The sequence below is a fragment of the Dolomitihabitans soli genome (genome assembly GCF_022213955.1).
GTDB lineage: Bacteria > Actinomycetota > Actinomycetes > Streptosporangiales > Streptosporangiaceae > Streptosporangium_A > Streptosporangium_A soli.
In genome coordinates this window covers 159,616-179,859 of record NZ_JAKNTW010000023.1, presented here as the reverse complement: position 1 = coordinate 179,859, position 20,244 = coordinate 159,616, and the positions used below count along the sequence as shown (strand labels likewise).

At 71.2% G+C, this 20,244-nt stretch carries 19 protein-coding genes; 9 read left to right on the top strand and 10 right to left on the bottom strand.

The genetic code is table 11. The annotated features are described in order from the left end of the window. Positions 1-153: 153 nt before the first annotated feature. Together MBA17_RS34960 and MBA17_RS34955 are read left to right on the top strand one after the other, a co-directional pair. Positions 154-438, top strand: coding sequence for an HGxxPAAW family protein (locus tag MBA17_RS34960; RefSeq protein WP_238501685.1), 285 nt, complete (start codon positions 154-156; stop codon positions 436-438). 128 nt (positions 439-566) lie between these two features. Continuing rightward, on the top strand, positions 567-1,775 hold the full coding sequence (locus MBA17_RS34955; protein ID WP_238501684.1) for a winged helix-turn-helix domain-containing protein: 1,209 nt from the start codon (positions 567-569) through the stop codon (positions 1,773-1,775). 18 nt (positions 1,776-1,793) lie between these two features. Here MBA17_RS34955 and MBA17_RS34950 read toward each other — a convergent pair whose 3' ends face one another. The 8 genes from MBA17_RS34950 to mtrA all read right to left on the bottom strand — a co-directional run bounded on the left by MBA17_RS34950 (position 1,794) and on the right by mtrA (position 9,359). Next, the gene (locus MBA17_RS34950; RefSeq protein WP_238501683.1) at positions 1,794-2,495 is read right to left on the bottom strand and encodes a response regulator; all 702 of its coding nucleotides are present in this window, start codon (positions 2,493-2,495) and stop codon (positions 1,794-1,796) included. Positions 2,496-2,559: 64 nt separating this feature from the next. Beyond that, positions 2,560-2,748, bottom strand: a complete 189-nt coding sequence (locus MBA17_RS34945; RefSeq protein WP_238501682.1) for a hypothetical protein — start codon at positions 2,746-2,748, stop codon at positions 2,560-2,562. 97 nt (positions 2,749-2,845) lie between these two features. Further along, positions 2,846-3,505, bottom strand: a complete 660-nt coding sequence (gene hpf, locus MBA17_RS34940) for a ribosome hibernation-promoting factor, HPF/YfiA family (protein ID WP_238501681.1) — start codon at positions 3,503-3,505, stop codon at positions 2,846-2,848. Between the two features lie 704 nt (positions 3,506-4,209). Continuing rightward, positions 4,210-4,929 (bottom strand): ComF family protein, encoded by a 720-nt coding sequence (locus MBA17_RS34935; protein WP_238501680.1) that lies wholly within the window; start codon positions 4,927-4,929, stop codon positions 4,210-4,212. Positions 4,930-5,131: 202 nt separating this feature from the next. Next, positions 5,132-5,893 (bottom strand): LpqB family beta-propeller domain-containing protein, encoded by a 762-nt coding sequence (locus MBA17_RS34930; RefSeq protein WP_238501679.1) that lies wholly within the window; start codon positions 5,891-5,893, stop codon positions 5,132-5,134. 69 nt (positions 5,894-5,962) lie between these two features. After that, the gene (locus MBA17_RS50675; protein ID WP_238501678.1) at positions 5,963-6,916 is read right to left on the bottom strand and encodes an LpqB family beta-propeller domain-containing protein; all 954 of its coding nucleotides are present in this window, start codon (positions 6,914-6,916) and stop codon (positions 5,963-5,965) included. Beyond that, a complete protein-coding gene (gene mtrB / locus MBA17_RS34920; protein WP_238501677.1) occupies positions 6,913-8,655 on the bottom strand; it encodes an MtrAB system histidine kinase MtrB in 1,743 nt (580 codons plus the stop codon). Before mtrB ends, MBA17_RS50675 begins: the two co-directional genes overlap by 4 nt. Positions 8,656-8,681: 26 nt before the next feature. Further along, positions 8,682-9,359, bottom strand: a complete 678-nt coding sequence (mtrA, locus tag MBA17_RS34915; RefSeq protein WP_238501676.1) for an MtrAB system response regulator MtrA — start codon at positions 9,357-9,359, stop codon at positions 8,682-8,684. 309 nt (positions 9,360-9,668) lie between these two features. Between mtrA and MBA17_RS34910 the strand changes: the two genes are divergently transcribed. The 5 genes from MBA17_RS34910 to MBA17_RS34890 are packed head-to-tail and all read left to right on the top strand — an operon-like array spanning position 9,669 to position 14,994. Then, entirely contained in the window at positions 9,669-10,919 is a 1,251-nt protein-coding gene (locus MBA17_RS34910) for a DUF7544 domain-containing protein (protein WP_238501675.1), read from the top strand. Next, positions 10,916-11,533 carry a DUF4129 domain-containing protein gene (locus MBA17_RS34905; RefSeq protein WP_238501674.1) on the top strand — a complete coding sequence of 206 codons (618 nt, stop codon included), beginning with the start codon at positions 10,916-10,918 and terminating at the stop codon, positions 11,531-11,533. The genes MBA17_RS34910 and MBA17_RS34905 overlap by 4 nt, the downstream gene beginning before the upstream one ends. Beyond that, positions 11,530-12,681 carry a DUF4350 domain-containing protein gene (locus tag MBA17_RS34900; RefSeq protein WP_238501673.1) on the top strand — a complete coding sequence of 384 codons (1,152 nt, stop codon included), beginning with the start codon at positions 11,530-11,532 and terminating at the stop codon, positions 12,679-12,681. The genes MBA17_RS34905 and MBA17_RS34900 overlap by 4 nt, the downstream gene beginning before the upstream one ends. Beyond that, positions 12,678-13,643 (top strand): AAA family ATPase, encoded by a 966-nt coding sequence (locus MBA17_RS34895; protein ID WP_238501672.1) that lies wholly within the window; start codon positions 12,678-12,680, stop codon positions 13,641-13,643. Before MBA17_RS34900 ends, MBA17_RS34895 begins: the two co-directional genes overlap by 4 nt. Positions 13,644-13,650: 7 nt before the next feature. Further along, a complete protein-coding gene (locus MBA17_RS34890) occupies positions 13,651-14,994 on the top strand; it encodes a DUF58 domain-containing protein (RefSeq protein WP_238501671.1) in 1,344 nt (447 codons plus the stop codon). A gap of 125 nt (positions 14,995-15,119) precedes the next feature. On the opposite strand, the gene MBA17_RS34885 is transcribed toward MBA17_RS34890, so the two are convergent. Then, positions 15,120-16,115: a stage II sporulation protein M gene (locus tag MBA17_RS34885; protein ID WP_238501670.1), complete on the bottom strand. Its 996-nt coding sequence runs from the start codon at positions 16,113-16,115 to the stop codon at positions 15,120-15,122. A gap of 274 nt (positions 16,116-16,389) precedes the next feature. Here MBA17_RS34885 and MBA17_RS49845 point away from each other — a divergent pair, with 274 nt between their 5' ends. Beyond that, positions 16,390-17,583 carry an RDD family protein gene (locus MBA17_RS49845; RefSeq protein WP_455432919.1) on the top strand — a complete coding sequence of 398 codons (1,194 nt, stop codon included), beginning with the start codon at positions 16,390-16,392 and terminating at the stop codon, positions 17,581-17,583. Positions 17,584-18,032: 449 nt separating this feature from the next. Here MBA17_RS49845 and MBA17_RS34875 read toward each other — a convergent pair whose 3' ends face one another. Then, on the bottom strand, positions 18,033-19,424 hold the full coding sequence (locus MBA17_RS34875) for an LVIVD repeat-containing protein (protein WP_455432918.1): 1,392 nt from the start codon (positions 19,422-19,424) through the stop codon (positions 18,033-18,035). A gap of 183 nt (positions 19,425-19,607) precedes the next feature. Between MBA17_RS34875 and MBA17_RS34870 the strand changes: the two genes are divergently transcribed. Continuing rightward, complete coding sequence (locus tag MBA17_RS34870) at positions 19,608-20,228, top strand: DUF305 domain-containing protein (protein WP_238501668.1); 621 nt, start codon at positions 19,608-19,610, stop codon at positions 20,226-20,228. Positions 20,229-20,244: the final 16 nt, after the last annotated feature.

The following is a 20,244-nucleotide window of genomic DNA, read 5'->3' as shown; positions in this document are numbered from 1 at the left end:
GTCAAGAACGCGGCCGCGACGCAGTAAGTTCCCGCCGACGCGTATGCAAGGCCACAGAGGGTATGGCGCACTGTATCGCCCCGCGCCAGAAGATCCATGTCACCGGCGCGTTTCCCCCGTGGCGTCCGCTACCGGCCCGGGAGGGAGAGATCGATGACACACACCATAGACGAGCAGGTGGATGTGCAGAGTCACGCCGGGCGAGCCTCCTCGTGGCTGGCGGTCACCGTGATCCTGCTGGGATTCGTGATAAGCGGGATCGCCCTGTGCGTGGGCCCGCACTGGTTCATGTTCTGGGTGGGCGGGGCGCTCATCGCCATCGGCGGGATCCTCGCGCTGGCCTTCGACATCTTCTCCGACGTGATCGTCGACTCGCCACGGGTGATCTCCGCCGCCGAGCACCACTCCCCGTTCGAGCCTCCCCAGATCCGTCGCTGACCCCGGGGCGAACCGCGCTTCCGGTTCTCCCCCTTCGAAGGTCGAGTCGAAGATCACGGGGAGCTTGAGCCGGGTCGTGGGACACCGGCGAAGTCATTTTGTCGGTGACGGGAACTAGCATCTGTTCCATGGTGACCTCTTTGACCCCCGACGAGGCTCGGCGCGTCATCCTCCGAGCCCAGGGTTTCCTCGGGTCCGACGCGCGCCGCGGCGGTGTCCCGGCCGTGCTCGGCAGGCTGGGCGCCGTCCAGCTCGACACGATCTCGGTGCTGGCCCGCTCGCACGAGCTGATCGCCTACGCCCGGCTCGGCGCCGTCGGCAGGGACAAGGTCGAGCTGGCCTACTGGGGCGGCGCCGCCTTCGAATACTGGTGCCACGCCGCCTGCATCGTCCCCATCGAGCACTGGCCGCTCTACGCCTTCAGGCGCAGGGCCTACCGCACCCGCCGCTTCCGCTGGCACCAGGTGCCGCCCACCGTGGACAAGGTCCTCGACCAGGTCCGCGACAGCGGCCCGCTCACCACCACCGACCTCGGCGGCGCCAAGAACGGCGGCCCCTGGTGGGACTGGTCCGACGTGAAGATCTCGGTGGAGTACCTGCTCGACATCGGCGAGGTCGTGTGCACCCGCAGGGTCGGCTGGCGCCGGATCTACGATCTGGCCGAGCGCGCGGTCCCCGACCACCTCCGCGCCGACGACCTGACCGACGAGGAGTGCGTCGTACGGCTGGCCCGCGTGGCCGGGGCGGCTCTCGGGGTCGCGAACAGGGCCGACCTCATCGACTTCCTCCGTCTGAAGGGTCAGCACGCGGCCTTCCTCGACGAGGCTCTCGCCAGCGGCGCCGCCGGGCTCACCCCGGTGCACGTCGCGGGCTGGCCCGCCGTACGGCGGGGCCGCGAGACCGGCGACGGCGTGCCCAACGCGTGGGCGGACCCCGCGGCCCTCGCCACCGAGCCGAAGGGACGTCATCGCACCACGCTGCTGTCGCCGTTCGACTCGCTGGTCTGGGACCGGTCCCGCACCGAGCGGATCTTCGGGTTCAACCACCGGCTTGAGGCATACGTCCCCAAAGAGAAGCGGGTGCACGGCTACTTCACGATGCCCGTCCTCGCAGGAGGGCGGCTCGTCGGACGGGTCGATCCGGCCCGCGACGGCTCGACGCTCATCGCCCGCCAGATGAGCATCGAGCCCGGGCCCGGGCAGGTCAAACGTGTCGAGGCCGTGCGGGAGGCCCTGTGGTCGGCCGCCGAATGGGTCGGCTGCACCGACGTGCGCGTCGAACGGGTCACCCCGCCCGAGCTCGCCGACCTGGCCCGGCGGCCCGCCGGCCTCGGCTGAGAGGCCGGGCCGGAGGGCTCAGGTGATCTCCAGCATCCGTTCCCTGACCGCGTAGACCACGGCCTCCATCCTGGAGTGCAGCTGCAACTTGTCCAGGATGTTGCGTACGTGGTTCTTCACGGTGTTCTCAGAGATGAAGAGCTGTTTGGCGATCTCCCGGTTGTTCATGCCCTTCGCGACGAGACGGAGCACCTCCATCTCCCGGTCGGTCAACCGGGGAACCGGAAGCTGCGGGGGCCGCTCGGCCTCCTTGCGGCTCATGTTCGCGAACTCGCTGATGAGCTTCGCGGCCATCGCCGGGTTGATCAGGGACTGCCCCTCGTGCACGCCGCGCACGGCGTCGGGAACCTCGTCGAGCTGCACGTCCTTCAGCAGGTAGCCGGTGGCACCCGCCTTGATCGCCTCGAAGAGGTCCTCCTCCTCGTCGCTCACCGTCAGCATGATGATGCGCGTGCTCGGCACCGATGCCTTGATGCCGCGCGTCGCCTCGATGCCGCTCTGCCTCGGCATCCGGACGTCCATCAACACGACGTCCGGCAGGAGGCGGTCCGCGAGCTCGACCGCCTCCTGACCGTCGCTCGCCTCACCGACCACCTCGATGTCCGCCTCCGCGGCCAGCGCCATCTCCAGGCTGCGGCGGATCAACGCGTGATCGTCAACGATCAGCACGCGGATCGGCTCGTCCTGACCGGCCGCACCCGCCTCGTCGGAATCGGTCACACGACCTCCTTCGCCGGCGGCCCGCCCGAGGTGCCGTACCCGATGATCCGCTCGCCACGCTCGCTCACACGACCTCCTTCATCGGCCGCGTGCCCACGGCGCCGTACGACGATCCGCTCGCCACGCTCACTCGCGCGGCGTTCTTCGTCGGCCGCACGCCCAAGGTGACCGTGCCCTTCGGCTCACTCGCTCGCGCGGCCTCCTCAGGCAGCCGCACGACCAAGGTGCCACGTCGAATGGCTCGCTCGCTCACGTCTCCTCCTCATGGGGGGCCCAGAGCCTCTGAACCGCCATGATTACACGGGTTACGCGGTCCTCGGGTTGGTCGAGAGGATCTTCATGCGCGGCCCCTACGGCTCGACGAGCCGCAGGACGCCGTAGTCGTATCCGCGCCGTCGGTAGACCACGCTCGGCTGGCCGCTCTCCTTGTCGCGGAAGAGATAGAAGTCGTGGCCGACGAGCTCCATCTCCAGTAGCGCCTGATCGATGGTCATCGGATCGGCCTCGTGGAACTTCTCGCGGACGATGAGCGGGCCGTCACCGTCCATCTCGATGGGGACGATAGGCTCGTCGTACTTCCTCGCCGCAGGCTCCGGCTCGGGTTCCCTCCGCTCCGCCTGCGACTCCTTGCGGAATGATTCCGGCGGGACCTCGAAGGGATCCACGGAGGTCAGCTCGGCAACGGACGGGGGGGATTGGTTGCCATGGTGGATCTTGCGCCGATCGCTGATCCGCCGGAGCCGGCCTTCCAGCTTGCCGAGGGCGAGGTCCAGTGCGGCGAAACGGTCGTCGGCCGACGCCTCCGCGCGGATCGCGGGGCCACGTGAGTGGATGGTGAGTTCCACACGCTCGCGCTGATCGCTGATCCGCGGGTTGCGCTCTTTGGACACCTCCACGTCCACTCGGATGAGTTTGTTGTCCAGACGCTCGATCCTGGCCAGCTTGGTCGTCACTTGGTCGCGGAAACGGTCACTCACACCGGTGTGCCGTCCCTTGACGATGATGTCCATGCAACAGCCCCCCTTCGCCTCTCGACTGTGGTTGAGTGCCCGGCCGGAAGCCGGGCTCCGGGACACCACGACGGGGTCGTGGCGTCGCTCAGCGGGCAACAGCGGATGGCTCCTCCTCGTTCACCTCGCGAGGACGCCGCAGGGACGCCCGTCGCTCGTTCCGGGAACTGGGGTGGCACCCGCCCGGCCGACCTGGTCTTCGACCCCACATTCGCCTGCTGAGGGGCTCGCGGCTCTGAGCCACTACTACCCTTCTCTCCTGACGAGGGGTATCTGACCCTTCGGGGAGGCAGGACTTACCTCTAAGCCGCACCGTGATCGATCGACAAAGAGTCGTCTTACGTGGACCGTTTAGCCTGCGGCTGGCATCGGCTAGCAGAGCCGGGACTCCCGACCCTGCGCAACCACGGACCCGAACGGGTGCCATGCTCGAACGCTATCCGGAACCCGCCCGAATGTCAGCCTGCACATCGGTCAACGGATCACTATGCGTGATTTTCTTTCGGGTTACCGCGCGCCCGGTGCGCCGATTACGGTGGGGCTGCATCCCCATTCGTGAGCGCTTCTCACGTCCATTGAGCAGCCACAGCCGAGGAATCCCGCTAGCAAGATGTGGCCCTCAGGTGAGCCGTATCCCACGGGCTGCCTGTTACCCTCCGTAACCCCATATTTTCGGACATTTCGGCGTGTCGCGCCACCGGGCGTCACCCTCTCACCACCCGCCCGTCCGCCACACCCCTGCCACCGGTACGGCGGGGCGTCGCCGCCAGGGTGACGGCGTGGCGAACCTCGGCTCCGGCCCCGCGCAAGGCCGCGGCCGACTCCGCCAGCGTGGCTCCGCTGGTCACGATGTCGTCGACCAGCACGACAGGCCAGGAACGCGCCCAGAGAGCCGCCGCCTCCCGCGCGTGCCGTCCCCCGACCCGATAGGCGGCCGACTGATTCACGGCACGCTCGGCGTGACTCAGGCCCGCCTGGTCCGCCACCCGCCGCCGCTGCCCGACCACCGCCGCGAGCGCCACGGACCGCCCCGCCCCCGCCAGCTCCCGTACGGCGAGCGCGGCCAGCCGGCCGACCGGGTCGTGCCCCCGGCTCCGCCGCGCGGAGCGCGCGCTCGGCACCGGCACCACCACGACCGGCCCCTCCGGCGCCGCCGCCGCGATCGTCGCCGCCACGGCACGGGCCAGCGGCCGGGCGAGCGCCGTACGGCCGCGCTCCTTGTAGGCGATGATCGCCCGCCTGACCGCCCCTTCGTACACCGCCGCCGACCAGCACTCCGGCAACCCGGGCGGCGACGGCGACGGCATCCTCGCCCGCGGCTCCCAGCACAGCTCCGCCGTACATCCGGCGCACAGCACCGCTCCCGGCGCGTCGCACCCGCCGCATCGCTGCGGCAACACGAGATCGAGCAGGTCTCCCAGCACCCCCGAAGACTGCCACCCGGCGCCGACAGTTCCGCCGCGACGCGATCCAGGCGGACCGACACGGTCGGACGACACCACCGGCCTCAGCCGACCGAACCGACACACCGACACCACGACGACGACCCCGCACCAGCCCGAACCACACGTACGCGCACGCCGACCACCGCCCCAACCCGGTCCGCACCGCGGAAACCCGGGTGGGTCAGCCCAGGGGAAGGATCGGCATGGTGGCGGGGTCCTTGATCAGGGGGATCCAGGTGCCCTTGACCGGCTCCCACTGGAGGAGCTCGCGCCTGTCCTCCTCGGTGTCCTGGGCTCCGGCGAGGACGCGGTCCTCCAGGGCGGCGATCGAGGTGATGCGGGCGTCGGCCTTGAAGGATTCGGTGGTGCCGTCGGTGACGGAGATGGCGAGGAGTTCCTGGCCCGACTTGCTGCCGGTCAACACGAGGAGGGTGGTGGCGTCGCGCCAGGCGAGGTCGACGATCTTCTGGCCCTCGGCCGCGGTGAAGAGCGTCTGGAGGTTGGCGACGCGGGTGTCGTGGCCCTGGATGATGGTGCCGACGCGGACGTGGGTGCCGAGGTCGTCGTCGACGAGGGCGGCGATGCGGACCCCGTCGCGGGCGACCCTCAGCGACCGTACGCCGACCGTCTCCAGGCCCGGCGCCGCGATCCTGGTCTGCTGCTTGCCGTTGTGGCGGAAGACGCGCGAGGAGCGCGCGCCGAGCCGGTCGGCGGCCCACACGGTGTCGTAGCGGTCCCAGGAGGGCATGGTGAGGTCCTTGCCGGTGATCCACCGTTGCCACTGGCCGCCGTCGGCGAGGGGGGCGACCTCCACGGCGTCGCCGCCGGCGTTCAGGGCGGCGACGTTCGCCTGGTTGCCGGAGACGGCGTGCTGGACGTGGCCCCCGTCCGGCTGGCCGGCCTGGCCGGGCACCGGGCCGGGCACGCCGTCGGAGTTGAGCACGTGCAGCGCGCCGTCCTTGATCAGGTAGGTGCGGGTGGCCCCGGCGTTCAGCCAGGGGTCGAAGCGGCCCTAGCGGTCGAAGCCGACGCGCAACGCGCTGCCGTCGGGGTAGAACGGCTCGCCGTTGACGCGTACCTCCACCTCCCAGCGCTCGGTGAGCTGGTTCAGCGTCCAGCCGATCTGGGCGGCCATGGCGTCGACGGCGCCGCCGCGCGCGCCCGAGGAGATCGCGTTGGCAGCCGCCTCGTTCAGGTCTACAATGATCTTGTCGTCCTCGGTGAAGACTCGCCGTAGTTCGGTGCCCGCCGGCAGCGCGTTGCTGACGGCGTCCTTGAGCGTGCCGGTCGGGCCGTCGAGCAGCCGTCTGACCATGCTCTCGGCGAAGTCCTGAGCGGGGTCGACGGGGATCCGCACCTCGTCGACGACGAGACCTTTCTGCAGGTGGTCGAGATAGTAGAGCTTGACGGGCCGGTAACTGCGCCGGATGTCGGCCTCGGTGAGCAGCAGCACGTTGAGCACCTCGGTGATGCGCCACCCCTGGGGGGTCTTGATCAGGGGGAACGACTGCAAGTTCGACTCACCCCCCGGCCTCGACCGCGCGCGGTACTTGCCCTCGCCGTCGATCGACCCGGTGACCGCGCCCTTGAGGGTCACCTCGGTCTCCATCGCGTCGTCAGGCGGCAGCGGGACCTTGACGATCTGCCCCTTGTCGTAGACGGTCACGCCCACCTGCGGCCGCCATCCCCGCGCCGCCTCCGCGGTGAGATACTTCCTGGCGATCTTCCAGCCGGGGTCGTCGAGGCTGGCCATGGCGTTCAGGAACCCCGAGACGACCTGCTGCGGGGTCCATTCCGAACGCGGTTCCGTGGCGACCACCCTGACGTACGGCTTGCGCAGCGGGTCGCCCTGGACCTGCTCCTCGTACGACACCGGGGGCCCGCCCGTGGGGATGACCGCGCAGGACGCCCCCGCCCAGACGAGGGCGAGGGCGAGCCCGGCGGCGCCGACCCTGTGGGGTCTCACGCGGAGCCTCCCTCGCGCGTCACGTCGAGCACGCGCTCGCCCGTGGCGGGCGAGAGCACGGGGGTGATGTGCGCGCGCCAGGTGCGCCGCATCTCGATCTCGGGCGGCACCAGGGACAGCGGCGAGCCCTTGAGCTCGGCGCCGGCCACCCGGGGCAGCGAGAGCCTGAACTGGGTTCCCTCGCCCGGCACGCCCCACGCCTGGAGCCAGCCGCCGTGCAGCGTGGCGTCCTCCCTGGAGATCGCCAGCCCGAGGCCGGTGCCGCCGATGGTCCTGGCCCGTGACGGGTCCGCCCGCCAGAAGCGGTCGAAGACCAGGTTCTCCTCGCCGGCGCGGAGCCCCACCCCGTGGTCGCGCACGGCCACCGCCACGGCGTCCCGGTCGGCGCCCACGGTGACCACGATCTCCTTGCCCTCGCCGTGCTCGATCGCGTTGAACAGCAGGTTGCGCAGGATCCGTTCGACCCGGCGGCTGTCGACCTCGGCCATGCACGGCTCGCTGGGCAGGCGCAGGGCGAAGCGGGCGCCCTGTTTCTCGCCCAGCGCCTCGGAGTCGGCGACGGCCCGCAGCACCACGTCGCGCATGTCGACCGAGTCGACGTCGAGGGTGGCGGCGCCCGCGTCGTACCGGCTGATCTCCAGCAGGTCGGTGAGCATGGACTCGAACCGTTCGAGCTGGGCCTGCATCAGCTCGGCCGAGCGCGAGGCCGCGGCGTCGAAGTCCGCACGGGCCTCGTAGAGCAGGTCGGCGGCCATCCGCACGGTGGTCAGCGGGGTGCGCAGCTCGTGGGAGACGTCGGAGACGAACTGCCGCTGCACCTGTGACAGCTCCTCCAGCTGGTGGATCTTGAGCGCCAGGTTGGCCGCCATCTCGTTGAACGAGGTGGCGAGCCGGGCCAGGTCGTCCTCGCCGCGCACCTTGAGCCGTTCTTCGAGCTGCCCGGCGGCCAGCCGCTCGGCCGCCTGGCGGGCCAGCCGTACGGGAGTGACGACCTGGCGGGTGACCAGCGAGGCGATGGCCGCGAGCAGCACCACCAGGCCGACGCCGACGCCGACGAGCGTCTGCCGGACCGACCAGAGGAGGTTCTCCTCCTCGGTCAGCGGAAAGAAGTGGTAGATCTCGTAGCCGTTCTCGACCTTGACGCCGATCGCGATGCCGGGCTCGGGCTGCGCCTTGCCGAAGTAGTAGAGCTCACCGGTTCGTGACTGGGTGTCGTTGAGGCGGCCGTCGCGCACCTTCTGCTGGAGGTCGGCGGTGATGCTGCGCGGGTCGATCTCGTTGGTGGCGCGGTACTCGCCGGGGATGGCCTCGTTCTTGATGATCACGGTGTAGCGGCTCGCCTCGCCCGCCCGGTTGGCCATCGCGATGGCCGCGCGGTCGAGGGAGGAGTCGCCCGCGCTCGGCGCCGGGTCGCCGAGGCCGGTGGTGCTCGGCTTGCTCACCTCGCCCGGCGGCTGGTTGAGCTGGCCGACGATCGAGGCCCGGTCGGAGATCGCCTCGGTGAGCGCGGCGTTCGTGCGCCCCTCCACCACGGTCTTGGTGAACTGCTGCATCAGGGTGACGCCGAGCACCGCCACCACCGCCACCGAGATGACCAGCGTGCTGGTGACCACCCGGAGTTGCAGGGAACGCCGCCAGACGCGGCGGAGCCTGCCGGCCGCGCGCCGCGCCCTCCTGCGGACGCCGCGCACGATCTGCATCGGCGTCCGGCGCTTCGGCTTTCCCTTCGGCGGTGGCATGTCGGGGTCCAGGGGGGGACCGGCCGTCAGGCCGGGCCTGCCTTGTAACCCACGCCGCGCACGGTCACCACGATCTCCGGATGCTCCGGGTCCTTCTCGATCTTGGCGCGCAACCGCTGGACGTGCACGTTGACCAGCCGGGTGTCGGCCGCGTGCCGGTAGCCCCAGACCTGTTCGAGCAGGACCTCGCGGGTGAACACCTGCCGCGGCTTGCGGGCCAGCGCGACCAGCAGGTCGAACTCCAGCGGAGTGAGGTTGATGGTCTCCTCGCCGCGTTTCACCGAGTGCCCCGCGACGTCGATGGTGACGTCGCCGATCTGCAGTATCTCGGGCGTCGGCTCGTCCGTACGGCGGAGCCGCGCGCGCACCCTGGCCACGAGCTCCTTCGGCTTGAACGGCTTGACGATGTAGTCGTCGGCGCCGGATTCCAGGCCGAGCACCACGTCGATGGTGTCGCTCTTGGCGGTCAGCATCACGATCGGCACACCGGACTCGGCGCGGATGCGGCGGCACACGTCGATGCCGTCGGCGCCGGGCAGCATCAGGTCGAGCAGTACGAGATCCGGACGGGTGTCGCGGAACGCGTCGAGCGCCTTGTCACCGTCGGAGACGAAGGATGGTTCGAAACCCTCCCCGCGCAACACGATGCCGAGCATCTCAGCGAGAGCGGCGTCGTCGTCGACGACCAGCACGCGTCCTTTCATGGCCCCTCATTCGTTTTATGCAGTTTGGGAGACTTTGGGCGAACCCGTACGATCGTCGAAGGTTACCCTTGTCCAGCGGCCGGGCGATACAAGGCCATAAGACCGAGCAGCCGTAAACCGAATTTTAGGCGTACACGACGTCAACGTGCCCGGCATTCCGTCCCCAGTGGCTTGACAGCCCCCGATCCGGCCCCGCGCCGGGCGAACTGTCAGCACCCAGTCTGCGGTAAGCGACCGGTTTCTGCCATCCCCGCGCACCGGTCGGCCGCGATCACGCCATCGGCTCACGCATCATGCCAGGATTGAGATATGTCAGACGGTCACGGTTCCCCTCCCGAGCAACCACCTGGGTGGGCGGCTGAGCAGCCCCCTCCCTACGGCGGCCCCGGCGTCTCTCCGTGGACCGTCCCAGGTGCCGCCCCGGGGGCCGACGCGCCGGCTCCGCCCCCCGGCCCGCCCCACCGGCAGGCCCCGCCGTACCCGCCGTATCCTCAGCATCCCGATCCCCGGTTTCCGCCCCACGGCTTCCGCCCGCCGCCGCCCGCGCTGCGGCCGGGCATCATTCCGCTGCGCCCGCTCGGCCTCGGTGACATCCTCGACGGCACGATCAAGCTGATCAGGTCCAACCCGAAGGCGGTGCTCGGGCTGTCGGCGATCGCCGCGGCGCTGGGCGCGATCCCGGTGGGCATCGGCCAGGCGGTGCTGCTCGGCACGGCCGGCGACCTGTTCGCCGATCCCGCGCTGGCCGAGCAGGCGCCGTCGGTCTCCTCCGTGCTCGGGGTGTACGCCGGCACGTTCGTCTCGCTGATCGTCCAGTTCGTGGCGGTGACCCTGCTCAGCGGGGTGCTCACCCGGATCCTCGGCCGTGCCGTCTTCGGCGGCAATATCACCGCCGGTGAGGCGTGGCGGCTGACCCGCTCCCGGGTGCCCGCGCTGTTCGGGCTGGTGCTGCTCACGGGGCTGCTCACACTGGTGCCGCTGGTGCTGCTCGTCCTGCTGATCATCGCGGTGGCCGCGGGCGGCGGGAGCGTGCTGACGGTCGCCCTGCTGTCGTTCGTGTCGATCGTCCTCGCCATCGGCTACACCCTGATCATCACCACCCGCTTCGCCTTCGCCGCCCCCGCGATCGTGCTGGAACGGCTCGGCGTGATCGCCGGCATGCGGCGGTCGTGGCGCCTCGTCACGGGCGACTTCTGGCGGGTGTTCGGCATCCTGCTGCTCACTTCGCTGCTGGTCGGGATGATCGGGTCGGTGTTCACCATTCCGTTCACGATCGCGGGCACCCTCATCGGGGCGACGGGTGGGGGAACCGCGGTGGCCGCGGTGCTCACCGCGGTGCTGATCGCCGTGGGCGGCACACTGGGGTCGATGATCGTCTATCCGGTCCAGGCCGGGGTCAACGGGCTGCTCTACGCCGACCGGCGGATGCGCGGCGAGGCGTTCGACCTGGTGTTGCAGACCGCCGCGATCGAGCAGCAGCGCCAGGGCTGGGTCCCCGCCTCCGCGGACGACCTCTGGGACCCCGGCTACGCGGCAGACCGCGACCAGCGCCGACCGTGAGTCCCATCGACATCGGACGCGACGAGGCGCAGCGCCGGGCCGTCCAGGAGATGCTCGACGAGAGCTACCAGCGTGAGCCGCTGGCCGAGCGCGTGCTCAGGACCTTCCAGCAGTTCGTCGGCGACCTGCTCGACAGCGCGCCCGGCGGAGTGATCGGCGGCGTCCTGGCCGCGATCGTGATCTTGATGATCGTGCTGGCGATCGCCGGGCTGCTCCTCTGGTACGGCAGGAAGGCCACGGCGGGCGGCGTCGCGATCACCGAGGGGATCTTCGGCGGCCGGGTGCTGACCGCGGCGGAACACCGCGCCGAGGCCGAGCGGCTGGCCGAAGCGGGCGACTTCGCCGGGGCCGTACGCGAGCGGATGCGGGCCATCGCGCGCGGGCTGGAGGAACGGGCCCTGATCGACCGGCAGCCCGGCCGCACCGCCGACGAGCTGGCGGCGGCGGCCGGCCACGCGCTTCCCGACTTCGCCGCCGACCTGGGCGCGGCGGCGCAGGCGTTCGACGACATCGCGTACGGCGAGGTCCCCGGCACCCGTGCCCACTACGACACCCTGCGCACCCTCGACGAACGGCTGCGGACCGCCAGGCGGCGGCAGGAGGCGAGCCGGTGACGGCCACCTCCCCGACCGTGCGAAGCATCTGGCGCGGCGGGCGGGGCCCCCTGCTGGTCGGCCTGATCGTGCTGGCCGTCGCCGTCGGCGGTGTGCTCCTGGCGGGCATCGGCGGCGGTGGCCGCAGCCTCGACCCCGGTGACTCCACCCTGGCGGGTTCCAGCGGGCTGGCCGAGCTGCTGCGCCACGAGGGAGTCCGGGTGGAACGCGTGACCAGTGCCGACGCGGCGGCCAGGGCGGCCACGGCCGGCTCCCTGCTGCTGGTCACCGACCTCTCCTTCCTCAGGCAGGACGAGGTCGATCGGCTGGCCGGGCTGCCGGGCGACCGGCTCCTGATCGGGCCGGGCGCCATGCATCCGTCCCTCGCCCCCGGCCTCGCCCCCCTCTCCGGCACCGAGGACACCGCCCGCGTCCGCTCCCGCGAGCCGGAGTGCGCGCTCCCCGCCGCCGTCCAGGCGGGCAGCGCCTACATGGGCGGATACTCCCTGCGCGGCCCGCCGGGCGCGATCGGCTGCTACCCGGCGGACGGCCGTCCCACGCTGGTCTCCTACCAGCGCGACGGCCGCACGATCACCGCGGTGGGCGACGGCCAGTTCCTGACCAACCTGAGGCTCACCGAGGACGGCAACGCCGCACTCGGGGCGAGCCTCGCGGGCACCAGACCGACGCTGGTCTGGCTGACGGCCCCCGAGACGCTGCCCGAACTCCCCGGGCCCGAGGGGAAGAGCTTCACCGAATTGATGCCCGCCGGGGTCAGCTGGGCGGTGATCCAGCTCGTCATCGCGGTCGCGCTGGTCGCGTTCTGGCGTGGCCGCAGGCTCGGTCCCGTGGTCGCCGAACGGCTGCCCGTCGTGGTCAGGGCGGCCGAGACCGTGGAGGGCCGCGGCCGCCTCTACCGGGCGCGCCGGGCCAGGGACCGCGCGGCGGCCGCACTGCGGGCAGGAGCGCTGCACCGGCTCATGCCGAGGCTGGGGCTGGTGGCCGATTCGGGGCACGATGCGATCATCACGGCGATAGCCGTACGGACAGGGCAGGATGCCGGTCAGGTCGGAACCGCGTTGTACGGCGGGCCGCCCGCGGACGACGCGGGACTGGTCGCCCTGGCCGCATACCTGGACACGCTGGAGAGGCAGGTTAGGGATTCGTGAGCACACCAGACAGCGGGGCCGAGCACGCGCTGGCGGCCCTCGGGGCGTTGCGCACCGAGGTGGCCAAGGCGGTGGTCGGCCAGGACGCCGTGGTCACCGGCCTGGTCATCGCGCTGCTCTGCCGGGGGCACGTGCTCCTCGAAGGCGTGCCGGGAGTGGCCAAGACCCTGCTGGTCCGCACCCTCTCCGCGGCGCTGTCGCTCGGCACCAAACGGGTGCAGTTCACGCCCGACCTGATGCCGGGTGACGTCACGGGGTCGCTGATCTACGACGCGAGGACGGCGGAGTTCGAGTTCCGCGAGGGGCCGATCTTCACCAACCTGCTGCTCGCCGACGAGATCAACAGGACCCCGCCGAAGACGCAGGCCGCGCTCCTGGAGGCGATGGAGGAGCGGCAGGTCACGGTGGAGGGCTCGGCCAGGATGCTGCCCGATCCCTTCGTGGTGTGCGCGACGCAGAACCCGATCGAGTACGAGGGCACCTACCAGCTTCCCGAGGCGCAGCTCGACCGGTTCCTGCTGAAGCTGACCGTGCCGCTGCCGGAGCGCCAGCAGGAGATGGTGGTGCTGGAACGGCACGCCCTCGGCTTCGACCCGCGCGACCTTTCGGAGATCAAACCGGTCGCCACGGCCGCCGACCTCGCCGCCGGCCGGGCCGCCGCCGGCGAGGTGCACGTCGCGCCCGAGGTGATCGGCTACATCGTGGACCTCGCCCGGGCCACCCGCCAGTCCCCCTCGCTCCAGCTCGGGGTCTCCCCGCGTGGCGGCACCGCGCTGCTCGGGGCCGCCCGCGCCTGGGCGTGGCTCTCCGGCCGCCAGTACGTGACCCCCGACGACGTCAAGGCGCTGGCCAGGCCGGCCCTGCGGCACCGCGTCCAGCTCCGCCCCGAGGCCGAGCTGGAGGGCGCGACCGCCGACGGCCTGCTCGACGGCATCCTCGCCTCCGTCCCGGTGCCCCGGTGATCGTCTCGTGGCGCTGACCGGACGGGCCGGCCTGCTCGCCGCCCTCGCGGCCGTGGCCGTGCTGCTCGCGCCCCGGCCGGGCCTCGCGCTGGCCGGAGCCGGGCTGGTGCTGCTCGCGTTCATCCTGACGGACCTGGCACTGGCCGGCGGGGTCCGCCCGCTGCGCTTCGAACGCGGCGGCGACCGGCTCGTACGGCTGGGCCAGACCGCCACGGTCGAGCTGGTCGCCACGAATCCCGGGCGCCGGCGGGTCCGCGGCGTGCTCAGGGACGCCTGGCCGCCCTCCGCCGGAGCCGCCCCCCGGCAGCTCGTGCTCGACGTGCCACCGGGAGAGAGCCGGCGGCTCGCCGTGACGCTCTCCCCCACCCGGCGCGGCGACCGGGAGTCGGTCAAGGTGACGGTCCGCTCGCTCGGCCCGCTCGGCGTGGCGGCCAGGCAGGGCTCGCACGAGGTGCCGTGGTCGGTGCGGGTGCTGCCGCCGTTCCTCAGCCGCAAGCACCTGCCCGCCCGGCTGGCCCGGTTGCGCGAGCTGGAGGGCCGGCATCCCGCGCTGGTGCGGGGTCAGGGCACCGAGTTCGACTCCCTGCGCGAGTACGTGTACGGCGACGACGTGCGCTCCATCGACTGGCGGGCCACCGCGCGCCGCCACGACGTGGTCGTCAGGACCTGGCGGCCCGAGCGGGACCGCCGGCTGCTCATCGTCCTCGACACCGGCCGCACCTCCGCCGGCCGGGTCGGCACCGCCCCCGTCCCGCCGGCCGGGACGCCCGAACACGCGATGCCGCCCGGCTGGCCCAGGCTCGACTGGTCCATGGACGCGGCCCTGCTGCTCGCCGCGCTCGCCGCCCGCGCCGGGGACCGGGTCGACTTCCTCGCCTACGACCGGGCGGTGCGCGCCTGGGTGTCCGGCGCGAGCCGTACCGAACTGCTGTCGTCGCTGGTCAACGTGATGGCGCCGATCGAGGCCGAGCTGGTCGAGGCCGACTCCGCGGGGATGGTCGCGGCGGTGCTCGCCCGCGCCAAGCGGCGCTGCCTGGTGGTGGTGCTCAGCGACCTGAACGCCGCCTCGCTGGAAGAGGGCCTGCTGCCGCTCCTGCCGCAACTCTCCTCGCGCCACCTGGTGCTGCTGGCCGCGGTGTCGGATCCGCGGGTGGCCGCGATGGCGGCGGGCAGGGGTACGGCGGAGCGGGTCTACGACGCCGCCGCCGCGGAGCGCCTGATGGCCGGGCGGCGGGCGATCACCGCCCGGTTGCGGCGGCACGGTGTGGAGGTCGTGGACGCGCCCCCCGAGGACATCGCTCCCGCCCTGGCGGACGCCTACCTCGCCCTCAAGGCCGCCGGCCGCCTCTGACCCCGCGGCTAACCGGCTGAGGAGGCCGGGACCAGCTTCGCGGTGGGCGCCGACCTGGCCGACAGCCTCACCGGCTGAGGGGGCCGCGTCCGGACCAGCTTCGCGGTGGGCGCTGACCTCACCGGCTAACCGGCTGAGGGGGCCACGTCCGGGGCGCGTTCGACGTCGCCGGTCTCGTGGGCGGCCACGGCGCGGCGGCCGAGCACCAGCACGTAGGCGAGGAAGAGGGCCTCGGCGATGACCCCGATCGCGATCCTGGCCCAGGTCGGCAGGCCCGACGGGGTGACCAGCGCCTCGATGAGCCCGGACACCAGCAGGACCACGATCAGGCCGAGCGCGACGCTCATCACCGCGCGCCCCTGCTCGGCCAGCGCCTCCCCCCGCCTGCGCGGGCCGGGAGCCAGGACCGTCCAGCCCAGCCGCATGCCGACCGCCGAGGCGAGGAACACCGCCGTCAGTTCCAGCAGACCGTGCGGCGTGATCAGGCCGAAGAAGATGTCGAGCTTGTCGCGGGACGCCATCAGACCGGCGGACGTCGCGACGTTCGCGGCGTTCTGCCAGAGGATCCAGGGAATCGGCAGCCCGAGGAAGATCGAGAAAATGATCACCTGCATCGACACCCACACGTTGTTGATCCACACCAGTCCCGCGAACGACGCGGCGGGGTTCTCCGAGTAGTAGTCGGCGAAGTCGTGCTCGACAAGCTGGGTGATCTCCTCGGGTGACGCCAGCGACGCCTGGACCTCGGGGTTCAGCGCCACCCACGTGGCGAGCACGGCGGAGACCGCGATGAACACGAGCGACGTGCCGAGCCACCACCAGCGCGCCCGGTAGGCCACCACGGGGAACGAGACGGCGAAGAACCGCGCGAACTCCCGCCAGGCGGGCGTGTGCGCCCCCGTCACCGCCGAGCGCGCCCTCGCGACCAGCGACGAGAGCCTGCCGACCAGCACCGGGTCGGCAGACCCCGAGCGCACGATGGACAGATGGGTCGCCACCCGCTGGTAGAGGTCGACCAACTCGTCGACCTCGGCCCCGCTCAACGACCTACGGCGCCGGACAAGCTCCTCCAGCCGATCCCAGACCGGCCGATGCGCCATCACGAATGCGTCGATGTCCACCCGCCGAGCCTAGCCCCGCTCCAGGAGCCGTTCATGCGCGGACGAGGCCCGCCTGCGGAACACCCGCCCGGACCACAGCCCCCGGGCAGTACCCACCCATGGCCGTCCCGCCGCTTGACCATGGCCACCGAGCGGCGGCCATCGGCCGTCCGGGCGGTCACGTGCCCGTACACCGCACAACCGCGTCCCCCTGAATCGGCCGCACCCACCCGGCCGCACCCCCTGGGCCGGCTCTGTGCGGATCGAGCCGCCGGGGAGTCGGTAGGCTGCGGGGGTGTCTGATGTCGTGACCGGCGAGGCCGTGGTCGTCGAGGTCCGGGTGGCCGAGTTGCCCAGCAGGGCGGTCGCCCTGTTCATCGACATGCTCGTGCAGGTCACGACCTTGCTGGGCGCGTTCTGGTTGATCGCCCAGTTCTCGCTGATCGCCGACGCCGCGCTCAGCGGCGCGGTCAACATCCTGCTCACGGTGCTGGTGATGGCCGGTTATCCGGTCGCCTTCGAGACGCTGAGCCGGGGTCGCAGCCTCGGCAAGCTGGCACTCGGGCTGCGGGTGGTGAGCGACGACGGCGGGCCGGAGAGGTTCAGGCAGGCGTTGTTCCGGGGGCTCGCGGGGGTGCTGGAGGTGTGGCTGCTCACGGGCGCGCCCGCACTGATCACCTCGCTCATCTCGGCGAAGGGCAAACGCCTGGGCGACATCTTCGCGGGCACGATCGTCATCTCCGAACGCGGCCCGCGCGACCGGAACGCGCCGCTGCCGATGCCGCCCGCCCTCGCCGGCTGGGCGTCCCGGCTGGAGTTGTCGCGGCTCCCGTCCGAGGTCGCCGACACCGCCAGGCAGTATCTGTCCCGCCTGCAGGCCCTCTCGCCCGCCGTACAGCACGAGATGGGCGTCCGGATCGCCGCCCAGGTCGCCTCGTTCGTCTCGCCACCGCCGCCGCCCGGCGTCCCCGCGCACGCCTACCTCGCCGCCGTCCTCGCCGAACGCCGCCGCCGCGAGGGCCTCCGCCTGGCCCGCCAGGCCGCCCAGTCTCCCCCCTCCGCGTACGGCCCGCCCCAGCCGTTCACCCCCCAGCCCGCGTACGGCCCACCGTCCCCGTCCCCGCGGTACGCCCCGCCCACGCGCGACGCGTCCCCGTACGCTCCCCTCGCCCAGCCCGCGTACGGCCCGCCGCCACGACCGTCCGCTTTGCAGGACGCCCCGCCGCGCGACGCGCCCCAGTACGCCCCGCCGTACGACGCGTCCCACTACGCCCCGCCCGTGTCTGGCGGGCCCCGGTACGCCCCCGTGTACGGCGGGCCGCCGCCTCCGGTGAACGCCGGGCCTTATGTGCCGGATGGGGTGCCTGCGCCGCCGCCGGATCTGCCGGTTCGAGAGGGCGCGGGCTCGCCGTACGCGCCACGGGATGGGGGCGGTGTGCCGACGGAGGAAGCGGGGCCGACGCCAGGAGGATTCGTACCTCCGGCGTGAGATGAGTTGAGGTTTTCTGCATAGAGAACCTAAAGCGGGGCACTTGAGGTCGAAGCGGGCGATGGGGCATTGCTCGCCGCAAGGGGGATCGGGGATCGCTCGCGTATGAGGGAGAGGTACGCGAGCGGTCCCCGTCCATGCGCCGATCCATGTGCCGGTCCACAGCTCAGGTGACTGGCCTGAGGAGAGCCGGGGACCCAGATTGGTTTCCGCTTGGATCACAAAACCGTGCCGACGGCTCACTGTCGAGGCTCAGGCCCTGTTGGTTATCCAACTGTTGAGATGACGCGATCGCATGGTGATACCGACTGCATGCCGACATGTCACTGAATCACGATGCAAAAGAGGCGGAACCTCTACACAAACGCCGACGGCGGGCCCTCTGCTGAGAGCCCGCCGTCGTTCCGCACCTGCCGCCGGTCAGCGATGGCGACCGGCTCCGCCGCCTGTCACCAGTGGTGACCGTGGCCGCGGTAGGACTCCTGGGTCTGCGCGTTCAGACGGTCGGTCCGGACGCCGTTGGCCGGGTTCGTCCGCCGGTCATTGATCTTCAACACCTCGAGGCCGTGGTTGAAGTCGCTGCCGTAGACGTAGCCGTTGTAGTAGTAGGCCGACCAGATGCCGCCGCCGCCCGTCACGGAGGGACCCCGCTCGAAGTAGCCGAACTCCCGGGGGTTGGCCGCGTCGCTGAAGTCCCAGAAGGAGACGCCCCCCTGGTACCACGCCTGCACCATGATGTCCTTGCCCTTGACCGGGATCAGCGAGCCGTTGTGCGCCACGCAGTTCTCGGTGTCGGCCTGGTGCCGGGAGATCTTGAAGTAGCTCTTGAAGACGAACTGGCCGCGCGAGATGTCGTAGATCGCGTTCGCGCCCCGGTGCGGGCCGACGACCTCGTTGCAGGTGGCCGCGCCTCCGCCGCCCAGTTCGTCGGTGAAGACGACCTTGTCGGCCCGGTTGGTGAACGTCGCCGAGTGCCAGAAGGCGAAGTTCGGGTCGGTGATCCTGGCCGTGACGACCGGGTTCTCCCTGTCGGAGATGTCGAACAGCACGCCGTCGCCCATGCAGGCGCCCGCCGCGATGTCCTTCTCGGCGTAGACGGTGATGTCGTGGCAGCCGGTCGTCGGGACCAGCAGGCCGGGCTGCGTCTCGTTACCGCCGTCGGGGAACACGACGGGCATGCTCACGATCGCCGCCGCGCCCGGGTTGTCGAGCGGCACCTTGATGATCGAGATCTTGTCGTGCGGCGGCTGGCAGTTGGGGAAGTTCGCCGCGGGGAGGTAGGACGAGACGTAGATGTAGACCGCCTTGCCCTGCTTGTCGGGCACCAACGTGTTCGTGTGGGAGCCGCAGTCCGTCTCGACCGACTTGATGTACTTGGGGTTGGCCTTGTCGCGGACGTCGAAGATCCGCACGCCCTCCCATGACGACTCGATCGAGGCGCTCTGCGCGGTGCTGGCGCAGGAGTCGTCGTTCCTGGAGGCGTCCACGGAGCCGAAGAGCAGGTCGCCGTAGACCGACACGTCCATCTGCCCGCCGGGACACAGGACCGAGCTGACCGCCCTGGCCTTCTTCGGGTTCTTGATGTCGTAGATGGAGAAACCGCCGTAGTTGCCGACATATGCGTAGTTGCCCTGGAAGGCGATGTCGGTGTTGATGGTGCTTGCGATTCCTGCCGGTTTCGGTACATTCGTCACGTGTGTGACGTTCCCGCTCATGACCATCTCGTCCGGTCCGGGAATGTCCGCGGCCTGAACCGGCATCCCGGCGAGCGTCAGCGCCAGCGCCGCGCTCGCCACGACGAGAATCCGGCCCGCCAGGCCGACCCGTCTGAGGGTGAACACTCAGAACCTCCTTGCTCCGCTACCCACCGAATAGGGTGCGCGTAAACGAGCGTAGTCTCCTCCCCAACCGCTGAATCGCCTAGACATCAACATGTCAAGATTAGTGACCGTTTGCCGTCTTTACTCGGCCCGCGTTCCCGGGTTACCGTGCACGCTGGCGCCACGACCCGCTCAGGAGGCCCGGTGCGACCCGCGCTCATCGTCATCGCCGGCGCGGCCGTACTCGCCCTGGCCGGGTGCACCGGCACCCCGGAGACTCCCGCGGCGGCGCCCAGTGTCCCCGTGATCGCCCCTGGTGAGCCGGGCGAGCAGGCCAGGACCCTCGCACCGGGCGAAGCCACCACCGCCATCCCCTCCCCCGCCGCGAACGCGGCCGACGTCCGCTTCATGCGGGACATGGTGATCCACCACCGCCAGGCGCTCGACCTCAGCCTGCTGGCCCCCTCGCGCGCCGAGTCGGGCGCGCTCAAGCGGCTCGCCGCGCGCATCACGGACGTCCAGGGTCTGGAGATCTCCATGATGACCACCTGGCTCCGGGAGCAGGGCCAGAAGGTCCCCGAGCACCACGCCGCCCATGGGGACATGCCGGGAATGGCCACCCCGGAGCAGATCGAGGCCCTCAAGGCCGCCGACGGCGCCGACTTCGACCGCCTCTACGTCAAGCTCATGACCGCCCACCACCTGGGCGCGATCACCATGGCCACCGAGGTCCTCACCAAGGGCTCCCACTTCCGGGTCCTGGAACTGGCCGAGGACGTCTCCGTCAGCCAGGCCGCCGAGATCAACCGCATGCGAGCCTTCTAGCATTCATCGCCCTTGG

Coding starts and splice junctions, on each gene's coding strand:
- MBA17_RS34960 (WP_238501685.1), top strand. CDS start 154: ATGACACACACCATAGACGAGCAGGTGGATGTGCAGAGTCACGCCGGG.
- MBA17_RS34955 (WP_238501684.1), top strand. CDS start 567: ATGGTGACCTCTTTGACCCCCGACGAGGCTCGGCGCGTCATCCTCCGA.
- hpf (WP_238501681.1), bottom strand. CDS start 3,505: ATGGACATCATCGTCAAGGGACGGCACACCGGTGTGAGTGACCGTTTC.
- mtrB (WP_238501677.1), bottom strand. CDS start 8,655: ATGCCACCGCCGAAGGGAAAGCCGAAGCGCCGGACGCCGATGCAGATC.
- mtrA (WP_238501676.1), bottom strand. CDS start 9,359: ATGAAAGGACGCGTGCTGGTCGTCGACGACGACGCCGCTCTCGCTGAG.
- MBA17_RS34910 (WP_238501675.1), top strand. CDS start 9,669: ATGTCAGACGGTCACGGTTCCCCTCCCGAGCAACCACCTGGGTGGGCG.